Genomic DNA, 18,332 nt, shown 5'->3' with positions numbered 1-18,332 from the left:
GTGACGGCGACACCGGCCGGCGGCCGTCACGGGAGACCGTGGCGCGCCGCCGGCGCGGCCGTCGTCGTCCTGCTCGCGATGGTGGGCGCCGGCATGATCGGCGCCTCGCTCAAGACCACGTCCGCGCCCCGCCCTCCCCAGCCCCTGGCCCAGGCCGCGCCGGCCGGCAGCGGGCCGGCGGCCGCCGACGTGCCGGGCTCCGACGGCGCGGACCCGGACGTCGTCCGCGGGGCCGCCACCGGGCTCGCCCGTTCCACCCCCACCACGATCACCATTCCCCGCATCGGGGTCGACGCTTCGATCATGTCGCTCGGCACCAACCCCGACGGCACCGTCCAGGTGCCCCCGCTGGAGCAGGCGCAGCTCGCGGGCTGGTACGAGCCGGGGCCCAGCCCGGGCGAGGTCGGCAACGCGGTCATCGTCGGGCACGTCGACTCGGCGGCGATGGGGCCGGCGGTCTTCTTCTCCCTCGGCGCCCTGCAACCCGGGGACACGATCACGGTCACCCGCGAGGACGGCCAGCGGGCCACCTTCACGGTCGAGTCGGTGAAGGCGTACCCGAAGAACGAGTTCCCGACCGAGCAGGTCTACGGCCCCAGCGACCGGCCCGGCCTGCGCGTGGTCACCTGCGGCGGGGTCTTCGACCAGGCCGCCCGCAGCTACCCGGACAACGTGGTCGTCTTCGCCTCCATGCCTGCCTGACCTCGGGCCGTCCACCGGGTTCCGGCCGGCACGTCCGGCACTCGCCGGCCCGGGCGCCGCACGCCGGCGGCGCGGCGACGGCTCCCACGACGGAAGCGGTCCGGCCGGTCGGTTCCCCCGACCGGCCGGACCGCTTCGCTGTCCGGCGTCAGGCGGCGGCGGAGGTCCGCACCAGGGTGCGGATCTGGCGCAGCAGCACCGACAGGGCGGCGAGGTCCGCCCGGGACTCGTCGAACTCCCCCATCGCCCGCTCGGCCCGGTGGATCGACGTGGCGTTCGACTGCTCCCACTGGAGCACCCGCTCCTGCGGCGACTCGCTGGCGGGCGTGGAGTCGAGCACCTCCGCGGTCAGCGCGGCCAGCGCGGCGTACAGGTCGTAGCGCAGCGCCATCCGGGCCAGCGTCTGCCAGCGGTCCTCCCGCGGCAGCAGCGAGATCTTCGACAGCAGCGAGTCGACCCGGAACCGGTCGGAGAGCACGAAGTAGACCGAGGCCACCTCGCCCACGTCCCGCCCGCTGCTCGCCGCGGTCTCCACCACGTCGAGCAGGCCGAAGCTGTACATCAGCCGGGTCGCCTGCTCGGCCAGGTCACGCGGCAGCCCCCGCTCGGTCAGCGAGTCGATGTGGGCCGCCAGCGACTCCCGCTCGCTGCCGTGGAAACGCTCCTCCAGGTCGGGCAGGAGCCGGGCCACCCCGTCGCGCAACCGGGCGATCTCCGCCGGCACGTCGATCGGCGAGCGGCGGTTGGTGACCAGCCACCGCACCGCCCGGTCCAGCAGCCGCCGGGTGTCGAGGTAGACGCTCGTCTGCAGCTCCGGGGCGATCCTGTTGTCCAGGGCCTCCACCGCGTCCCACAGCTCGCCCAGCCCGAACACCTCGCGGACCACCACGTACGCCCGGATCACGTCCGCCGCCGAGGCGGCCGTCTCCTCGACGACCCGGAAGACGAACGAGATGCCGCCCCGGTTGATCGCCTCGTTGACCAGGACGGTGGTGACGATGTCCCGGCGCAGCCGGTGCTGGCCCATCCGGTCGGCGAACCGCTCGCGCATCGGCGTCGGGAAGTAGTCGACCAGGACGCCGGTCGTCCACTCCTCGTCCGCGAGCCCGTCGGCCAGGATCTCCGTCTCAAGGACGATCTTGACGTACGCGAGCAGCACCGCGAACTCCGGCGCGGTCAGCCCGGACTCGGTCCGCACCGCCAGCTCCTCGTCCGACGGCAGCGCCTCCAGGGACCGGTCCAGCGCCCCCGACCGCTCCAGCTCGGTGATCATCCGCCGGTGCACCGGCAGCAGCGACGCCGCCTGCGCCTGCGCGTTGTTGATCGCCCGGGCCTGGTCGTAGTTGTCCCGCAGCACCAGCTCGGCGACCTCGTCGGTCATCTCGGCGAGCAGCTCGTCCCGCTCGGGGAGCGTCAGCGCGCCGTCGGCGACCGCCGTGTTCAGCAGGATCTTGATGTTCACCTCGTGGTCGGAGCAGTCCACCCCGGCCGCGTTGTCGATGAAGTCCGTGTAGATCCGGCCGCCGGTCTGGGCGTACTCGATCCGGCCGAGCTGGGTCCAGCCCAGGTTGCCGCCCTCGCCGGCCACCCGGCAGCGCAGGTTCCTGCCGTCCACCCGGATCGAGTCGTTGGACTTGTCGCCCACCTCGGCGTTGCTCTGGCTGGAGGCCTTCACGTACGTGCCGATGCCGCCGTTCCAGAACAGGTCGACCGGCGCCGTCAGGATCGCCTTCATCAACTCCTGCGGGGAGAGCTGCTCGGTGCCGGCGTCCAGGCCGAGCCGCTCGCGCACCTGCGGCGAGATCGGCACCGACTTGGCCGTACGCGGATACACCCCGCCGCCGGCCGAGATCAGCTTCCGGTCGTAGTCCTCCCACGACGACCGGGGCAGCTCGAACAGCCGCTTCCGCTCGGCGTACGACGTGGCGGCGTCCGGATCCGGGTCGAGGAAGATGTGCCGGTGGTCGAAGGCGGCCACCAGCCGGATGTGCTCCGACAGCAGCATCCCGTTGCCGAACACGTCGCCGGACATGTCGCCGACGCCGACCACGGTGAAGTCCTGGGTCTGGGTGTCGTGGCCCATCTCGCGGAAGTGCCGCTTCACCGACTCCCAGGCGCCCCGGGCGGTGATGCCCATCTTCTTGTGGTCGTACCCGGCGGAGCCGCCGGAGGCGAACGCGTCGCCGAGCCAGAAGTTGTGCGCCGTGGAGATCTCGTTGGCGATGTCGGAGAACGTCGCCGTGCCCTTGTCGGCCGCGACCACCATGTACGGGTCGTCGCCGTCGTGCCGGACCACGTCCTCCGGCGGCACGATCTCGCCGCTGACGATGTTGTCCGTGACGTCGAGCAGCGCCGAGATGAACTCCTTGTAGCAGACGACCGCCTCGTCGCGGTCCCCCGGCTTCTGCTTGAGCACGAAGCCGCCCTTGGCGCCGACCGGCACGATGACGGCGTTCTTCACCATCTGCGCCTTGACCAGGCCCAGCACCTCGGTGCGGAAGTCCTCGCGGCGGTCCGACCAGCGCAGCCCGCCCCGGGCCACCGGCCCGAACCGCAGGTGCACGCCCTCGAAACGCGGCGAGTAGACGAAGATCTCGAACTTCGGGCGGGGCGCCGGCAGGTCCGGGATCGCCTGCGGGTCCAGCTTGAGCGCGACGTACGACTTCGGCCGCCCGTCGGAGCGCTTCTGGTAGAAGCTGGTGCGCAGGGTGGCCTGGATCAGCGTCAGGTAGGCGCGCAGGATCCGGTCCTGGTCGAGGCTGGCCACGTCGTCCAGCGCGCCCCGGATCTCGGCGACCAGCGTCTCGCTGCGCCGCCGCCGCTCCTCCTGGTCCGTCGCGCCGGGCGCGAACCGGGCCTCGAAGAGCTGCACCAGCAGCGCGGCGATCCTCGGGTACGCGATGAAGGTCGACTCCATGTACTCCTGGGAGAAGACCGTGCCGGCCTGGCGCAGGTACTTCGCGTACGCGCGCAGCACCACCACCTGCCGCCAGGTGAGCCCGCCGCGCAGCACCAGCTCGTTGAAGCCGTCCACCTCGGCCTCGCCCCGCCACGCCGCGGCGAAGGCGTTCTCCACGTGCGGGCGCACCTCGGCCAGCTCCTGGTGCCCCTCGGGCAGGCGCAGGCCGAAGTCGTAGAGGTAGACCCGGCCGTCGACCCGGTCCACCTCGTGCGGGTGCTCGTCGACCACCCGGACGCCGAGCGAGTGCAGCACCGGCAGCACGGCGGAGAGCATCATCGGCTCGCCGTAGCGGTAGACCTTGAAGCGGACGTCCATCGCCTCGTCGACGTCCGGGCCCCGCCCGCCGGCCCGCGGCGCGAGCTGCTTGCGGAACAGGTGCATCTCCAGCTGGCCGGGTTCCTCCAGCAGCTCCAGCTTGGCCAGGTCCTTCATCGCCTCGTACGGCGTGTGGCCGTCCTTGTAGCCCTCGGGGAAGGCGTCGGCGTACCGGGCGAAGAGGTGCTTGGCCTGCTCGTCGCCGAGCTTGCGCTCCAGCACCAGCCGGTAGTCGTCGTCCCACAGCCGGGTGGCGTCGGCCAGCTCCTCGGCGAGCAGGTCGGCGTCGATGTCGCCCGGGGGCCTGGTCGGGTCGGTCCGCACGATGAAGTGCACCCGGGCCAGCATCGACTCGGTGACCCGGGTCGTGTAGTCGACCCCGACACCGTTCAGCTCGCGCAGCAGGATGTCCTGCATGCGCAGCCGGTTCTGGGTGGTGAACCGGTCCCGGGGCAGGTAGATCAGGCAGGAGATGAACCGCCCGTACGCGTCCCGGCGCAGGAACACCCGCAGCTGCCGGCGGCCCGCCATCCGCAGCACGCCGATCACCGCGTGGTAGAGGTCGTCGGTCTTGATCTGGAACAGCTCGTCGCGCGGGTAGGTCTCCAGGATCTGGAGCAGGTCCTTGCCGGAGTGGCTGCGCTGGCTCAGGCCGGAGCGGTCCAGCACCTCGGCCACCTTGCGGCGCACCACCGGCAGTTCCTGCACGCTGGTCCGGTACGCGGCGGTGGAGAACAGGCCCAGGAAGCGCCGCTCGCCGACCACCTCACCGGCGGAGTTGAAGACCTTGAAGCCGATGTAGTCCAGGTAGGCGGAGCGGTGCACGGTGGCCCGGGAGTTCGCCTTCGTGATGATCAGCAGGCGCTTCTCGGTGACCCTGTCGTGCGCCTCGGGCGTCATGGACGACAGCGGCCGGGCCTCGGGCGAGTCCTGCCGCAGGATGCCGAGCCCGGTGCCGAGCGCGGCCTCCAGCGCCTTGCCGCCGTCGCTCGTGTCGACCAGGCGGTACTCCCGGTAGCCGAGGAACGTGAAGTGGTCGTGGGCGAGCCAGCGGAGCAGCTCCACCGAGTCGGTGATGTCCTTCTCCGGCACCGGCGGGCGATTGTCCGACGTCCGCGCGGCGGCCAGCTCGTCGGCGAGGGCGAGGGCCCGCTGGCGCATCTTGGGCCAGTCCTCGACCGCCTCCCGCACGTCGGTCAGCACCCGCTGCAGCTCCCGGCGCAGCTTCTCCCGCTCGTCGGCGTCGCGGACCGGGTCGACCTCGATGTGCATCCAGCTCTCGACCAGGTCGCCCGCGATGGCGTCGTCGGGCTCGACGTCGGCGGCGACCTCCAGCAGCCGGCCCAACGGCTCGCGCCGCACCACCACCAGCGGGTGCACCAGCAGGTGCACGTCCAGGTGGTGCGAGTTGAGCAGGGCGGTCACCGAGTCGACCAGGAACGGCATGTCGTCCGTGACGATCTCGATGACGCTGTGGTGCTGGTCGGCGTCGGGCTCGTGGATGCGCAACTTCAGCTCGCCCGGCACCCGCTGCTGCGCGAGGTCCCGGTGCGCCCGGGCGGCGTCGAGCATCTCCTCGGCGGTGAAGCCGATCAACTCCTCGTCGGGCGCGAACCGCCAGAAGCGGCCGACCAGGGTCGCCGCGTCGTGGTCGTCACCCGCGAGCGCCACGGCCTGGGCCACCAGGCGCTCCGCGTTGGGTACCGGCTCGTCGAGTTCGTTGTCCTCCACGTCGTCGGCCAGCGCGTCCGCAGGCAGGCCCAGGTCGTAGATGGTGTCGATACTCGTACCGGTCATCCCGGTCACTCCTGTGTCGAGCCGGCCGAAGCCGTCCCCGTCGGTTGCCGAATCGAAGCTGTCGTCCCGGCTGGTGTCAGCCTGCCGGAGGTCGGGTCCCGGTTTGATCGCCGGACGCCGGTCCATCGGTGCCACTCCCCTCGACCCACCGCGTTGTGGGTCACTCTGCCGCCCAGCCTAGGCCCTGCCGTTCCGCCCCTTCGTCGGCGGACCACGGTGCGGACGTCCGGTTCCGGACTTCGTCCTTTCACCCGTTGCGGGTACGAGGTTGGCCGGTCGGGGAGTACCCCGCCTCCGGTTGTTCATCACACCGTCACCGCTTTGTCTTTGCGCACGTCGCGGCCGGGAGGGGCCGTGCGGCCGGCGCGCGCGTACTAGCGTGCAGGAGCAGTTCCGAGACCCGGAGGGACCCGCTCCATGCACCTCTCGTACCCCACCCGTCACCGCCGCAACCGGCGCCGCCCGTCGCTGGCGCTGCTCGCCGCGACCACTCTCGCGGCCGGCGCGCTCACCGCGTGTTCGGGCGGCGACGGACCGGAGCGCAGCGTCGACGCGTTCCTGGCCGGCTGGCGCTCCGGCGACCTCCAGGCCGTCGGCTTCGTCGACCCGGCGGGCGCGAAGGTGCCGGCCGCCGACGTCTCCCGCGAGATCAAGCAGCTCTCCGGCGAGCTGGCGGCCACGCCGCCGGCACTGACCCGGCAGGGCGACGCGAAGATCACCGCGAACGTCGCGACGGCGACGGTCCGGATCGAGTGGACCCTGCCCGGGCAGACCCGCTGGGCGTACGACCGGCAGGTCCGGCTCAGCCGGGGCGGCGACGACGGGTGGCGGGTGATCTGGGAGCCGCAGGTGGTGCAGGAGCAGCTCGGCCGGGGCGACCGGCTCGCGCTGCGCCGCGACGCCGGCCCTCGGGCCGCGGTGCTCGACGGCGCCGGCAAGCCGATCGTGGCGCCCCGCCCGGTGGTGCGGGTCGGGCTGCAGCCGGGCGAGGTCACCGACCTGCCCGGTCTGACCCGGAAGCTGGACGCCGCCTTCCGGGCCGTCCGGCCGGCGATCACCCCGCCGGTGGACCTCTCCGGCCTGCCCAAGCGGCTCGCCGAGGCCGACCCCGGGGCGTTCGTCGAGGTGGTGACGCTGCGCGAGGAGGCGTACCGGCAGATCAAGCCGCGCATCTACGACCTGCCGGGCACCAAGTTCCGCGGCGACAAGCTCGACCTCGCGCCCACCCGCGAGTTCGCCCGGGCGGTGCTCGGTTCCGTCGACCAGGCCCAGGCCGACGACCTCGCCAAGCACCCGGACCGGTACGCGGCCGGCGACCTGGTCGGCCACGGCGGCCTCCAGGGCCGCTACGACGAGCGGCTGCGGGGCACGCCCGGACTGAAAGTGATCGCCGAGCGCCCCGGCCCGGACGGCACGCTGGTGCCCACCGGCACCGAGGTGTTCCGCCACGAGCCACAGCCGGGGCAGCCGCTGAGGACGACCCTCGACGTCGCCACCCAGAACGCCGCCGACGCCGCCCTGCGCGGCGAGAAGCGCCGCTCGGCCCTGGTGGCGGTACGGATCAGCGACGGCGCGGTGCTCGCCGCCGCCAACGGTCCCGGCGCCGCCGGCGAGAACCTGGCCTTCACCGCGCAGGTTCCCCCGGGCTCCACCTTCAAGATGGTCAGTGCCCTCGGCCTGCTCGACCGGGGGGCGGTGACGCCGGACGCGACGGTCCCCTGTCCGAAGACGTTCACGGTGGACGGCCGGTCGTTCAAGAACTCCGACAACTTCGAACTGGGCGCGGTGCCGTTCCGCACCGACTTCGCCAGGTCCTGCAACACGGCGTTCACCGCGCTGGCGCCGAAGCTCGGCCCCGACGGGCTGGCCGTGACCGGCCGCTCCCTGGGGCTGGAGGGGCAGTGGGACCTCGGCCTGGACGCCTTCACCGGCAAGGTCTCGGCGAACGGCGGCGCGACCGAGCAGGCCGCCGCCGCGATCGGGCAGGGCACCACGGTGGTCAGCCCGCTGGCCATGGCGTCGGCCACCGCGGCGGTCGCCCGGGGCCGCTTCGAGCAGCCGAAACTGGTGCTGGACCCGGCCCCGGCGCAGCCCGCCGCGCCCGGCCCGCAGCTCAGGCCGGAGTCGGTCGAGGCCGTCCGGGCGATGATGCGCGAGGTGGTCACGGCTGGCAGCGGCAGCGCCCTCAAGGACGTGCCGGGGGCGCCCGTGCACGGCAAGACCGGCACCGCCGAGTACGACAACAACCCCGCCCACACCCACGCGTGGTTCGTCGGCTGGCAGGGCGACGTCGCGTTCGCGGTCTTCGTCGAGCAGGGCGGCGCCAGCACCGCCACCGCCGTACCGGCCGTCGAACGGTTCCTACGCGCCCTCCCCCGCTGACCCGACCCAGCCGGCGCCCCGCCATCCCCGCACCCGCACCCGCACCCGGCGTCAAGATCCGCACAACTTACGGGAAGTAGTGGCCTCCGGCGCGCCAGCGGCCACTATTTCCGGGAGGTAGCGCGGATCTTGACATCGATGTGCGGACGGGAGTCCGCGGCATGGGGCGCTACCGGGTAGCCCGAGCGGTCTGGTCGCGGGCGCACGCAGGCGACTTGGCCGCCGCGGCCCTGTGCCGGCGGCAGGTCGATCGGAGCGGCCAGCACGGCCGAGGCAGCCGGCCCGGCCCGGTACGGCAGGTTGGGTGGGTCAGGCGATGCCCGCGCCGGACGACGAGGAGCCGCCGTCGGGCGCGGGCGGCCCGTCCTCCGGGCCGAGGCCCACGAGCGGCACCCTGCGCAGCCGGCCCGGACCTGCCGAGGCGGGCGGACCGACCGGCTCCGGCCCTGCCAGCTCGGGCCGCGCCAATTCCGGTCCCAACGATTCCGGTACCACCCGCTCGGGCCGCGCCGACCCCGTCCCCTCCGGCTCGGTCCCGCCTGCCCCGCCGTTCCCGACAGCAGCGAGCGGAGCATCCTGATCGACCGAGGCGACCGGAACGACAGGAGCCACCGGAACGACAGGAGCCACCGGCCCGAGCGGAGCCGGCGGAGCGTCCCCGGTGCGCTCCCCGGCGCGCCCCGGATGCCGGTCGTCGCCGTCACCGGCGCCGTCGGCGACAGCAGCAGCGTAGGCGGGGAGAGTGCCGGCATCGGGAGCCAAGCCAGGGCCGAGTGCCGACGCGGCCGTGGCCGGCCCATCTGGACGACTGTCACCCCGCCGGGCGGACGGCACCGGCGAGTCCGCCGCCGACGAGGACGCAGCCGGCGAGGGCACCGACGAGGACGCTGCCGACGGTGCCGCCCCCGACGAGGACGCAGCCGACGGGGCCGCCGCCGACGAGGACGTTGCGGACGATCGGACCGACGAGGCTGGGCCCGACGAACGGACCGACGAGGACGTTGCGGACGAACGGGCCGACGAGGCGGTCGGCGCAGGCCGGGCCGACGGGGCGGCAGCCGACGGACGGACCGACGGGGCGGTCGTCCCGTCCGGCAGCAGCCGGGGCGGCATCGCGCCGGGCGCGGAGACCGGACGCAGCCCGGCGACCACCGTGTTGACGATCTCGGCCGCGTACGCGCCGTCGGGGTCGTAGTCGGGGTCGAAGACGGTCAGCTCGACGCCGAGGCAGTGCGGCGTGTCGACCAGACCGGCGAGCAGGATCTCCAGCTCGGCGAAGGCGATGCCACCCGGGTCGGGGGCGTCGACCGCGGGCATCACGGCCGGGTCGAGCACGTCGACGTCGATGTGCACCCAGTAGCCGGCGCAGTCGGCGAGCTGCTCGTGCGCCCACTGCGCCGTACGCGCGGCGCCCTCGGCGCGCAGCGCCGGCACGGGCCGGGTGGTGATCCCGGCGGCCTGCAGGTCGAGGCGGTACTCGTCCTGCGCCCGGATGCCGAGCACCACCACGTCGATGTCCCGGAAGTACGGCCGACGCCCCTCGATGGCGGCCAGGTCCGCCTGCCCGCGCCCGGTCACCAGCGCGAGGTCCTCACCGGCCGCCGCGCCGACGTACGAGGCGTTGCCGGGGTGCCGGAAGTCGGAGTGGCCGTCGACGAAGACGAGCCCGATGCGCCCGCCGACTGCCTCGCCGAGCCGGTGCATGGCCAGCGCCGAGCCGAGCAGGATCGAGCAGTCCCCGCCGAGGACCAGCGGGAACTCCCCGCGGTCGATGATCGCGCCGATCCGCTCGGCGAGCACCACCGAGTAGTCGGCGATCTCCCGGGCGTGGCAGACCCCGTCGCCCGGCCGCCAGTCGCCGGGGTCGTAGCGGGGCGCGGTGAGGCATCCGGCGTCCCGGGCCCGCAGCCGGGCGAGCAGCCCCTGGTCGCGCAGCGCGCCGGGGGCCTTGGCGCAGCCGGGCACCGAGGTGGGCGTGGGTGGGCGCAGGCCGAGGTTGCTGGGCGCGTCGAGGACGGCGATCCGGCGCATCATGGGCTCCCGTCCTCGAAGAATCGGGCGGGCCGGCCGGAACGCCGGCCCGCGCTGGCGTGCTACAGGTGCGGAGACCGGGCGTCCCCAGGAACGGGCGCGCCCGGGTCGAGGGTGCTCAGAACAGGGCGCTGGCCAACGCCCGGCGGGCCGAGGCGACGGCGGGGTCCTCCGGCCCGGCGACCGCGAAGAGTCCGACGAGGTGCCGGCGTACCTTCTCCCGGTCGTCGCCGGCGGTGCGGCGGACCAGGCCCACCAGGCGGGCGTACGCCGCCTCGGCCTGACCGCTGAGGACCTCGATGTCGGCGGCCAGGAGCTGGGCCTCGACGTCGTCGGGGTTGGCCTGCGCGGCGGCGATCGCCGCGCCCGGGTCGGCCCCCGCCACCCGGCGCGCCAGCCCGACCTGGGCCAGGCCCGCCTCCGCCGCGGCGTCCGCCGGGGACTCGGCGAGGATCTTCTTGTACGCCTGCTCGGCGGCGTCGAGGTCGCCGCTCATCAGGGCGTCGTCGGCCTCGTCGAGCCGGGGGTCCTCCGGCTCGGCGACGGTGACGCCACCGGCCTTGAGCACGGCCTGGATCCACTGCCGCAGCTGCGCCTCGGGCACCACGCCGGAGAAGGCGTCGATCGGCTGGCCGCCGACCACCGCGTAGACCATGGGGATGCCCTGCACCCGGAACATCTGCGCGATCCGCGGGTTGGCGTCCACGTCGACCTTGGCGAGCACCCAGGCGCCGCCGCCCTCGGTGGCCAACCGCTCCAGCACCGGCGAGAGCTGCTTGCACGGCTCGCACCACTCGGCCCAGAAGTCCACGATCACCGGCGTGGTCAGCGAGCGTTCGAGAACCTCGGACTGGAACGTCGCCTCGCTGACGTCGATGACGCTGACGCCGCCGCCGGCTGTGGCGCCGGGCAGGCCGCCCGAGGGGCCGGGCTGGGTGGGGGCGGGGGTCGGTGCGGGGGTGCGCAGCGCGCTGAGGTCGACCGCGCCGCGGGTGAAGATCGACGAGGTGATCCGTGGGTCGCTCATGGTTACCTAGTCTCGCACGCGACGCGCCGAACTCAGATCAACCGCGACGGCGACAGTTGCAACTGTCACGCCTGCTCCCGCCCTCCCGCCCGGCCCTCCGCGATCTTGCACTTTCGGCCCCCGGTACGCGGCGTACGCGGCATTCGCCGGGGCAGCAAGTGCAAGATCGCGGGAGAGGGCGGGGGCGGGGGCGGGTGGGTAGGGGGTGGGTGGGTGGGTGGGTTAGAAGCGGGCGGGTTCGCGGTAGATGCCCCACTCGGCGCGCAGGGCGTCGCAGATCTCGCCGAGGGTGGCCTCGGCACGCACCGCGTCCAGCATGGCGGGGATCATGTTCCCGTCGGTCCGGCCGACGGCGACCATCCGCTCGATGGCGGCCTTGACGGCTGCCTCGTCGCGGCCGGCCTTCCGCTCGGCCAGCACCCGGCGCTGCTCCAGTTCCACCTCGTGCGAGATCCGCAGGATCTCCAGGTCCTTGGCGACCGTGCCCGTGTGACAGTTGACCCCGACGATCTTCTTCTCGCCCTTCTCCAGCGCCTGCTGGTAGACGAAGGCGGACTCGGCGATGTGACCGGTGAACCAGCCGTCCTCGATGCCGCGCAGGATGCCGGAGGTCATCGGGCCGATCTGGTGCGGGCCCTCCCCGCCGAGCTGGCGGATCCGGGCGAAGATCTCCTCCGCCTCGGCCTCGATCTTGTCGGTGAGCGCCTCCACGTACCACGACCCGCCGAGCGGGTCGGCCACGTTGGTCACCCCGGTCTCCTCCATCAGCACCTGCTGGGTACGCAGGGCGATCTCGGCGGACTCGTCGGTGGGCAGGGCCAGGGTCTCGTCCAGGGCGTTGGTGTGCAGCGAGTTGGTCCCGCCGAGCACCGCGGCGAGCGCCTCCACGGCGGTACGCACCACGTTGTTGACCGGCTGCTGGGCGGTCAGCGACACCCCGGCGGTCTGCGTGTGGAACCGCAGCCAGAGCGCCTTCTCGCTGGTGGCCCCGTAGACGTCGCGTAGCCAGCGCGCCCAGATCCGCCGGGCCGCCCGGAACTTGGCGATCTCCTCGAAGAAGTCGACGTGCGAGTCGAAGAAGAAGCTCAGGCCGGGGGCGAAGACGTTGACGTCGAGCCCGCGCGAGAGCCCCAGCTCGACGTAGCCGAAGCCGTCGGCGAGGGTGTACGCCAGCTCCTGCGCGGCGGTCGCGCCGGCCTCGCGGATGTGGTAGCCGGAGACCGAGAGCGGCTTGTAGCGCGGGATCTCCCGGGCGCAGTACTCCATCAGGTCGCCGATGAGGCGCAGGTGCGGCTCCGGGTCGAAGAGCCACTCCTTCTGCGCGATGTACTCCTTGAAGATGTCGGTCTGCAGCGTGCCGTCCAGCCGGGACAGGTCGGCGCCCTGCCGCTCGGCGGCCACCAGGTACATGCAGAAGACCGGCACGGCCGGGCCGGAGATGGTCATCGAGGTGGTCACGCCGGCCAGGTCGATGCCGTCGAAGAGCGTCTCCATGTCGGCGGCCGAGTCGATGGCGACGCCGCAGTGGCCCACCTCGCCGAGCGACTGCGGGTCGTCGGAGTCCCGGCCCATCAGCGTGGGCATGTCGAAGGCGACCGAGAGGCCGCCGCCGCCGGCGCCCAGGATCATCTTGTAGCGCTCGTTGGTCTGCTGGGCGTTGCCGAAGCCCGCGAACTGCCGGATGGTCCAGGTCCGCCCGCGGTAGCCGGTCGGGTAGAGGCCCCGGGTGTACGGGTACTCGCCCGGCCAGCCGATCCGCTCGAAGCCCGGGTAGGCGACGCCCTCCGGCGGCCCGTAGACCGGGTCGACGGGCATCCCGGAGAGCGTGGTGAAGTCGGCGTCCCGCTTGCGCGCGGCGTCGTAGCGGGCCTGCCAGCGTGCCCGTCCGGCTGCGATCTCGTCGGCGTTCATCCGCGGGGCTCCTCCTCGAGTCCTCGACTGCACGTCGAGTGTAGAGCCGGAGCCTGAACGATCGCTAAGGGAAGTCGTACCGGCCGGTAACCTGGGCGGCCCTCACGTCAGGCGGTCGGCGCGACCGGGTCGCCCATGGCCACGTCGTCGACCCGGATGTTGATCTCGTCGACCCGCAGCCCGTACGCCTCGACGGCCTCGGTCACCTTCGCCCGGACCGCGTCGGTCACCTGCGGCACCGGCCGGCCCGCCTCGATCACGATGACCAGGTTGACCACGGCCGCGCCGTTGGTGACGTGCGCCGAGCAGCCCCGCCGGGCGTCGCCGACCTGGTCGAGGCCGACCCTGTCGAGCACCGCGTTGAAGAACCGGGCCACGTCGCCGCCCAGCTCGGCCACCCCCGGCACCGATCGGGTGGCGGCCACCGCGATCTTCTCCACCACCTCGTCGGAGACGTGCGTGCTCCCGCCCGCCACCGCCTCCGGCGTCACCGACAGCTCCTGCGTCGCCTCGTCGCCCATGGTCTCCCCCACTCGGCCGCGCACCGCCCCACGGGGTCGTGGAGCGGTGCGAGCGTACTAGTTCGGCGGGTCGCCGGGTGGGCTCCTCAGGAGCCGAGCTGGGCGAGCAGCTCGTCGGCGGCCGCGTACGGGTCCATGGCGCCCTCGGCCACCTTCGCGGCGAGCGCCGGCAGCTCCGTACCGTCGCGCAGGGAGCCGATCCGGTCGCGGAGCACGCCCAGCGCGATCGCCTCGATCTCGGCGGCGGCCCGCGCCTCCTGGCGGCGGCGCAGCTCGCCGTGCTCGACGAGCCAGCCACGGTGCTTGTCGATCGCGGCGGCGATGTCGTCGATCCCCTCGCCCCGCGCGGCGATCGCGCGCACCACCTGCGGGCGCCAGTCGCCCGGGCCGCGCTCGCCCAGGGCGATCATGCCCTGGATGTCGCGGTAGGTCGCGTCGGCGCCGTCCCGGTCGGCCTTGTTGACCACGAAGACGTCGGCGATCTCCAGGATGCCGGCCTTGACCGCCTGGATCGCGTCACCCATGCCCGGGGCGAGCAGCACCAGCGTGGTGTCGGCCAGCGAGGCGACCTCCACCTCCGCCTGGCCGACGCCGACGGTCTCCACCAGCACCACGTCGCAGCCGGCGCCCTCCAGCACCCGGACCGCCTGCGGCGTGGCCGCCGACAGCCCGCCGAGGTGGCCCCGGCTGGACATCGAGCGGATGTAGACACCCGGGTCGGTGGCGTGGTCCTGCATCCGGACCCGGTCGCCGAGGATCGCCCCACCGGTGAACGGGCTGGACGGGTCGATGGCCAGCACGCCGACCCGGTGCCCCCGGGCACGCAGCGCCCGGACCAGCTCGTTGGTGGTGGTGGACTTGCCCACGCCGGGCGAGCCGGTCAGGCCGACCACCTGGGCCTGCCCGGCGTACGGCGCGAGCGCCGCCGCGATCCGCGGCAGCGTCTCGTCGCCCGACTCGACCAGGGTGATCAGCCGGGCCACCGCGCGGGGATCCCCCGCGCGGGCCCGCTCGACCAGCATCGGCACGTCCCGGCTGCGGCGCACCGGGGGTGCGCCCGCAGCCGGGCCGTTGTCGACGATCTCGCTCACTGTGCTGCCTCTGTTCGCGACTGCGGGGCTCGCAAGACCAGCTCGCTCCTCCCGCTCACCGTGCTGCCTCTGTTCGCGGCCGCGGGGCTCGCAAGACCAGCTCGCTCCTCCCGCTCACCGTGCTGCCTTCGTTTTCTCGGCGACCGTGACCGGTCAGCGCGACGCGCTCACTGGTCGCTCTCGTCGGCGCCCGGGACGTGGATGATCAGGGCGTCGCCCTGGCCGCCGCCGCCGCAGAGCGCCGCCGCGCCGGTCCCGCCACCGCGGCGCTTGAGCTCCAGCGCCAGCGTGAGCACGAGCCGGGCGCCGGACATGCCGATCGGGTGGCCCAGCGCGATCGCCCCGCCGTTGACGTTGACCTTGTCGGGGCTGATCCCGAGGTCACGGGTGGACTGGATGCCGACCTGGGCGAACGCCTCGTTGATCTCGATGAGGTCGAGGTCGGAGACGCTCAGCCCGCCCTTGCGCAGGGCGTGCTGGATGGCGTTGGAGGGCTGCGAGTGCAGGGAGTTGTCCGGCCCCGCCACGTTGCCGTGCGCGCCGATCTCGGCCAGCCAGGTCAGGCCCAGCTCCTTGGCCTTGGCCTTGCTCATCACGACCACGGCCGCGGCGCCGTCGGAGATCGGCGAGGAGCTGCCGGCGGTGATGGTGCCGTCCTTGGTGAAGGCCGGACGCAGCTTGGCCAGCCCTTCGGCGGTGGTGTCCGGGCGGATGCCCTCGTCCTCGCTGATCACCAGGGGGTCGCCCTTGCGCTGCGGGATGACCACCGGGGTGATCTCGTCGGCGAAGTGGCCGTTCTTCTGCGCGGCGGCGGCCCGCTGGTGGCTGGCCGCGGCGAACGCGTCCTGCTCCTCGCGGGTGATGCCGTGCTTCGCGCCGAGCCGCTCGGTCGACTCGCCCATCGAGCAGCAGTCCCAGGCGTCGGTGAGCCCGTCCAGCGCCATGTGGTCCTTGATCACCACGTCGCCGTACTTGTAGCCGCCGCGCTGGCCCAGCAGCAGGTGCGGGGCGTTGGTCATCGACTCCATGCCGCCGGCCACCACGATGTCGAACTCGCCGGCCCGGATGAGCTGGTCGGCCAGGGCGATCGCGTCCAGGCCGGAGAGGCAGACCTTGTTGATGGTCAGGGCCGGCACGGACATCGGGATGCCCGCCTCGACCGCCGCCTGCCGGGCCGGGATCTGCCCGGCGCCGGCCTGGAGCACCTGCCCCATGATCACGTACTGGACCTGCTCGGGGGCGACGCCGGCGCGCTCCAGCGCCGCCTTGATCGCCACGCCACCGAGCTTGGTCGCGGAGAGGTCCTTGAGGTTGCCCAGCAGGCGCCCCATGGGGGTCCGCGCGCCGCTGACGATCACCGAAGCCATTACCTGCCTCCGAGGGGGTGCCGACCTGTACGCCTTAACGATTGTTCGGTCAGACTAGCGCCATGGCTGAGAACTCCCCCGTCGAGACCGCTGCCGACTATGTCACAGACATCGGCCTGCGCCGCATCGACCACGTCGGGGTCGCGGTGCCCGACCTGGACGCCGCGATCGACTTCTACCAGCGCACCTTCGGGATGCGCTGCGTGCACACCGAGACCAACGCCGAGCAGGGCGTCCGGGAGGCGATGCTGGCCGTCGGCCCGACCGCCGAGGGGGGCTGCGTGCAGCTGCTCGCCCCGCTGACGCCCGAGTCGACCATCGCGAAGTTCCTGGACCGCAAGGGCCCGGGCGTGCAGCAGGTGGCGTACGAGGTGGCGGACATCGACGCCGCCTGCGCGACGCTGCGCGAGCGGGGCGTGCAGCTGCTCTACGACACCCCGAAGCGCGGCACGTCGAACTCCCGGGTCAACTTCGTCCACCCGAAGCACGCCGGCGGCGTGCTTGTCGAGCTGGTCGAGCCCGCCGCGCACTGACGCCACGGTCGGCCCCCGCCCACGGGTGGGGGCCGGCGGCGCCCGCGTGCCGAGCACGGCACTGCGCGATACGTCGCCTGCCCGGACACCTCCACGCATCGGCCAATGCAGTTTTTCACAGAGGACTTCCGACCCTAGCTACCGTTCAGTAACGTCCCGCCCCAACAGGAGCGCGGTCGGTCCGCGGATGTGTCGGATGCCGACATGGCGGTCGGCCGCACTCGCGCCGACGATGGCAGCACCCAGGCCCGCGTGCGCGGGTGCGGACGAACGGGAGGTCGACGTGCAGGACATCCTCGAAGCGATCATGGCGGCGGAGGGATCCGACCAACCGGAGCGGGAACTCGCCGGCATCGCCGGCCTGCCGGTGCCGGAGTCGTACCGGGGCGTGGTGGTGCGCGCCGAAGAGACCCGGATGTTCGACGGGATGGCGACCCGGGACAAGGACCCGCGCAAGGCGCTGCACGTGCAGGAGGTGCCGACCCCGGAACTCGGGCCGGGCGAGGCGCTGGTTGCCGTGATGGCCAGCGCGATCAACTACAACACGGTCTGGACCAGCATCTTCGAGCCGCTGCCGACCTTCAAGTTCCTCCAGCGCTACGGCCGGCTCTCCGAGCTGACCAGGCGGCACGACCTGCCGTACCACGTGGTCGGCTCGGACGCCGCGGGCGTGGTGCTGCGCACCGGGCCCGGCGTGACGAAGTGGAAGACCGGCGACGAGGTGGTCGCGCACTGCCTGTCGGTGGAGCTGGAGGACGCGGCCGGGCACGACGACACCATGCTCGACCCGCAGCAGCGGATCTGGGGCTTCGAGACCAACTTCGGCGGCCTCGCCGAGCTGGCCGTGGTCAAGGCCAACCAGCTGATGCCCAAGCCGCGCCACCTGAGCTGGGAGGAGGCGGCCAGCCCGGGGTTGGTCAACTCGACGGCGTACCGGCAGCTCGTGTCCCACCACGGCGCGAACATGAAGCAGGGCGACGTGGTGCTGATCTGGGGCGCCTCCGGCGGCCTCGGCGGGTACGCCACCCAGATGGCGCTCAACGGCGGCGCGATCCCCGTCTGCGTGGTCTCCTCCCCGGAGAAGGCGGAGCTGTGCCGGAAGATGGGCGCCGAGCTGGTCATCGACCGCACGGCCGAGGGCTTCCGCTTCTGGAAGGACGAGGAGACCCAGGACCAGGACGAGTGGCGCCGCTTCGGCGAGCGGATCCGCGAGCTGACCGGCGGCGACGACCCGGACATCGTCTTCGAGCACCCCGGCCGGGAGACCTTCGGCGCGAGCGTGTTCGTCGCCAAGAAGGGCGGCACGATCGTCACCTGCGCCTCCACCAGCGGCTACCAGCACCAGTACGACAACCGCTACCTGTGGATGCACCTCAAGCGGATCGTCGGCAGCCACTTCGCCAACTACCGGGAGGCGTGGGAGGCCAACCGCCTGGTGGCCCTCGGCAAGATCCACCCCACCGTGTCGAAGACGTACGCGCTGGAGCAGACGGGCCAGGCCGCGTACGAGGTGCACCGCAACGCCCACCAGGGCAAGGTGGGGGTGCGTTGCCTCGCGCCCGCCGACGGGCTCGGCGTGCGCGACCGCGAGCTGCGCTCCCGCCACGAGGACGCGATCAACCGGTTCCGCGGCCACTGACCCGACGGACGATCCGCCGTCGACCATTGCGACGAACGGCGATCGCCTTTTCAC

Annotated in this window: 10 protein-coding genes and 1 pseudogene; 4 read left to right on the top strand and 7 right to left on the bottom strand. The window is 73.0% G+C overall.

Features of this window, described 5'->3' with window-relative positions; translation table 11 throughout:
• A complete protein-coding gene (locus tag GA0070606_RS21855) occupies positions 1-702 on the top strand; it encodes a class F sortase (protein WP_091103610.1) in 702 nt (233 codons plus the stop codon).
• Between the two features lie 148 nt (positions 703-850).
• On the opposite strand, the gene GA0070606_RS21850 is transcribed toward GA0070606_RS21855, so the two are convergent.
• Positions 851-5,902 carry an NAD-glutamate dehydrogenase gene (locus GA0070606_RS21850; protein WP_091103607.1) on the bottom strand — a complete coding sequence of 1,684 codons (5,052 nt, stop codon included), beginning with the start codon at positions 5,900-5,902 and terminating at the stop codon, positions 851-853.
• A gap of 291 nt (positions 5,903-6,193) precedes the next feature.
• Here GA0070606_RS21850 and GA0070606_RS21845 point away from each other — a divergent pair, with 291 nt between their 5' ends.
• Positions 6,194-8,158 (top strand): penicillin-binding transpeptidase domain-containing protein, encoded by a 1,965-nt coding sequence (locus GA0070606_RS21845; protein WP_091103604.1) that lies wholly within the window; start codon positions 6,194-6,196, stop codon positions 8,156-8,158.
• A 1,052-nt stretch (positions 8,159-9,210) separates the two neighbouring features.
• Here the strand turns inward: GA0070606_RS21845 and GA0070606_RS21840 are convergent.
• From GA0070606_RS21840 to GA0070606_RS21815, 6 genes and pseudogenes are all read right to left on the bottom strand, one after another.
• Positions 9,211-10,192, bottom strand: a pseudogene (locus tag GA0070606_RS21840) (arginase family protein); the annotation flags it as partial.
• A 115-nt stretch (positions 10,193-10,307) separates the two neighbouring features.
• Positions 10,308-11,216, bottom strand: coding sequence for a tetratricopeptide repeat protein (locus GA0070606_RS21835; RefSeq protein ID WP_091103601.1), 909 nt, complete (start codon positions 11,214-11,216; stop codon positions 10,308-10,310).
• 222 nt (positions 11,217-11,438) lie between these two features.
• A complete protein-coding gene (gene icmA / locus GA0070606_RS21830) occupies positions 11,439-13,127 on the bottom strand; it encodes a coenzyme B12-dependent isobutyryl-CoA mutase large subunit (RefSeq protein ID WP_091103598.1) in 1,689 nt (562 codons plus the stop codon).
• Between the two features lie 107 nt (positions 13,128-13,234).
• Positions 13,235-13,648, bottom strand: coding sequence for an Asp23/Gls24 family envelope stress response protein (locus GA0070606_RS21825; protein WP_091107996.1), 414 nt, complete (start codon positions 13,646-13,648; stop codon positions 13,235-13,237).
• Between the two features lie 86 nt (positions 13,649-13,734).
• On the bottom strand, positions 13,735-14,670 hold the full coding sequence (meaB, locus tag GA0070606_RS21820; RefSeq protein WP_425413107.1) for a methylmalonyl Co-A mutase-associated GTPase MeaB: 936 nt from the start codon (positions 14,668-14,670) through the stop codon (positions 13,735-13,737).
• Between the two features lie 236 nt (positions 14,671-14,906).
• A complete protein-coding gene (locus tag GA0070606_RS21815) occupies positions 14,907-16,106 on the bottom strand; it encodes an acetyl-CoA C-acetyltransferase (protein ID WP_091103592.1) in 1,200 nt (399 codons plus the stop codon).
• A gap of 62 nt (positions 16,107-16,168) precedes the next feature.
• On the opposite strand from GA0070606_RS21815, the gene mce reads away from it, so the two are divergent.
• The gene (mce, locus tag GA0070606_RS21810) at positions 16,169-16,639 is read left to right on the top strand and encodes a methylmalonyl-CoA epimerase (protein ID WP_091103589.1); all 471 of its coding nucleotides are present in this window, start codon (positions 16,169-16,171) and stop codon (positions 16,637-16,639) included.
• Between the two features lie 283 nt (positions 16,640-16,922).
• A complete protein-coding gene (ccrA, locus tag GA0070606_RS21805) occupies positions 16,923-18,278 on the top strand; it encodes a crotonyl-CoA carboxylase/reductase (protein WP_091103588.1) in 1,356 nt (451 codons plus the stop codon).
• Positions 18,279-18,332 lie beyond the last annotated feature (54 nt).

The sequence above is a fragment of the Micromonospora citrea genome, from assembly GCF_900090315.1.
Taxonomy (GTDB): Bacteria; Actinomycetota; Actinomycetes; order Mycobacteriales; family Micromonosporaceae; genus Micromonospora; species Micromonospora citrea.
This window is presented reverse-complemented; position numbering and strand designations above follow the sequence as displayed.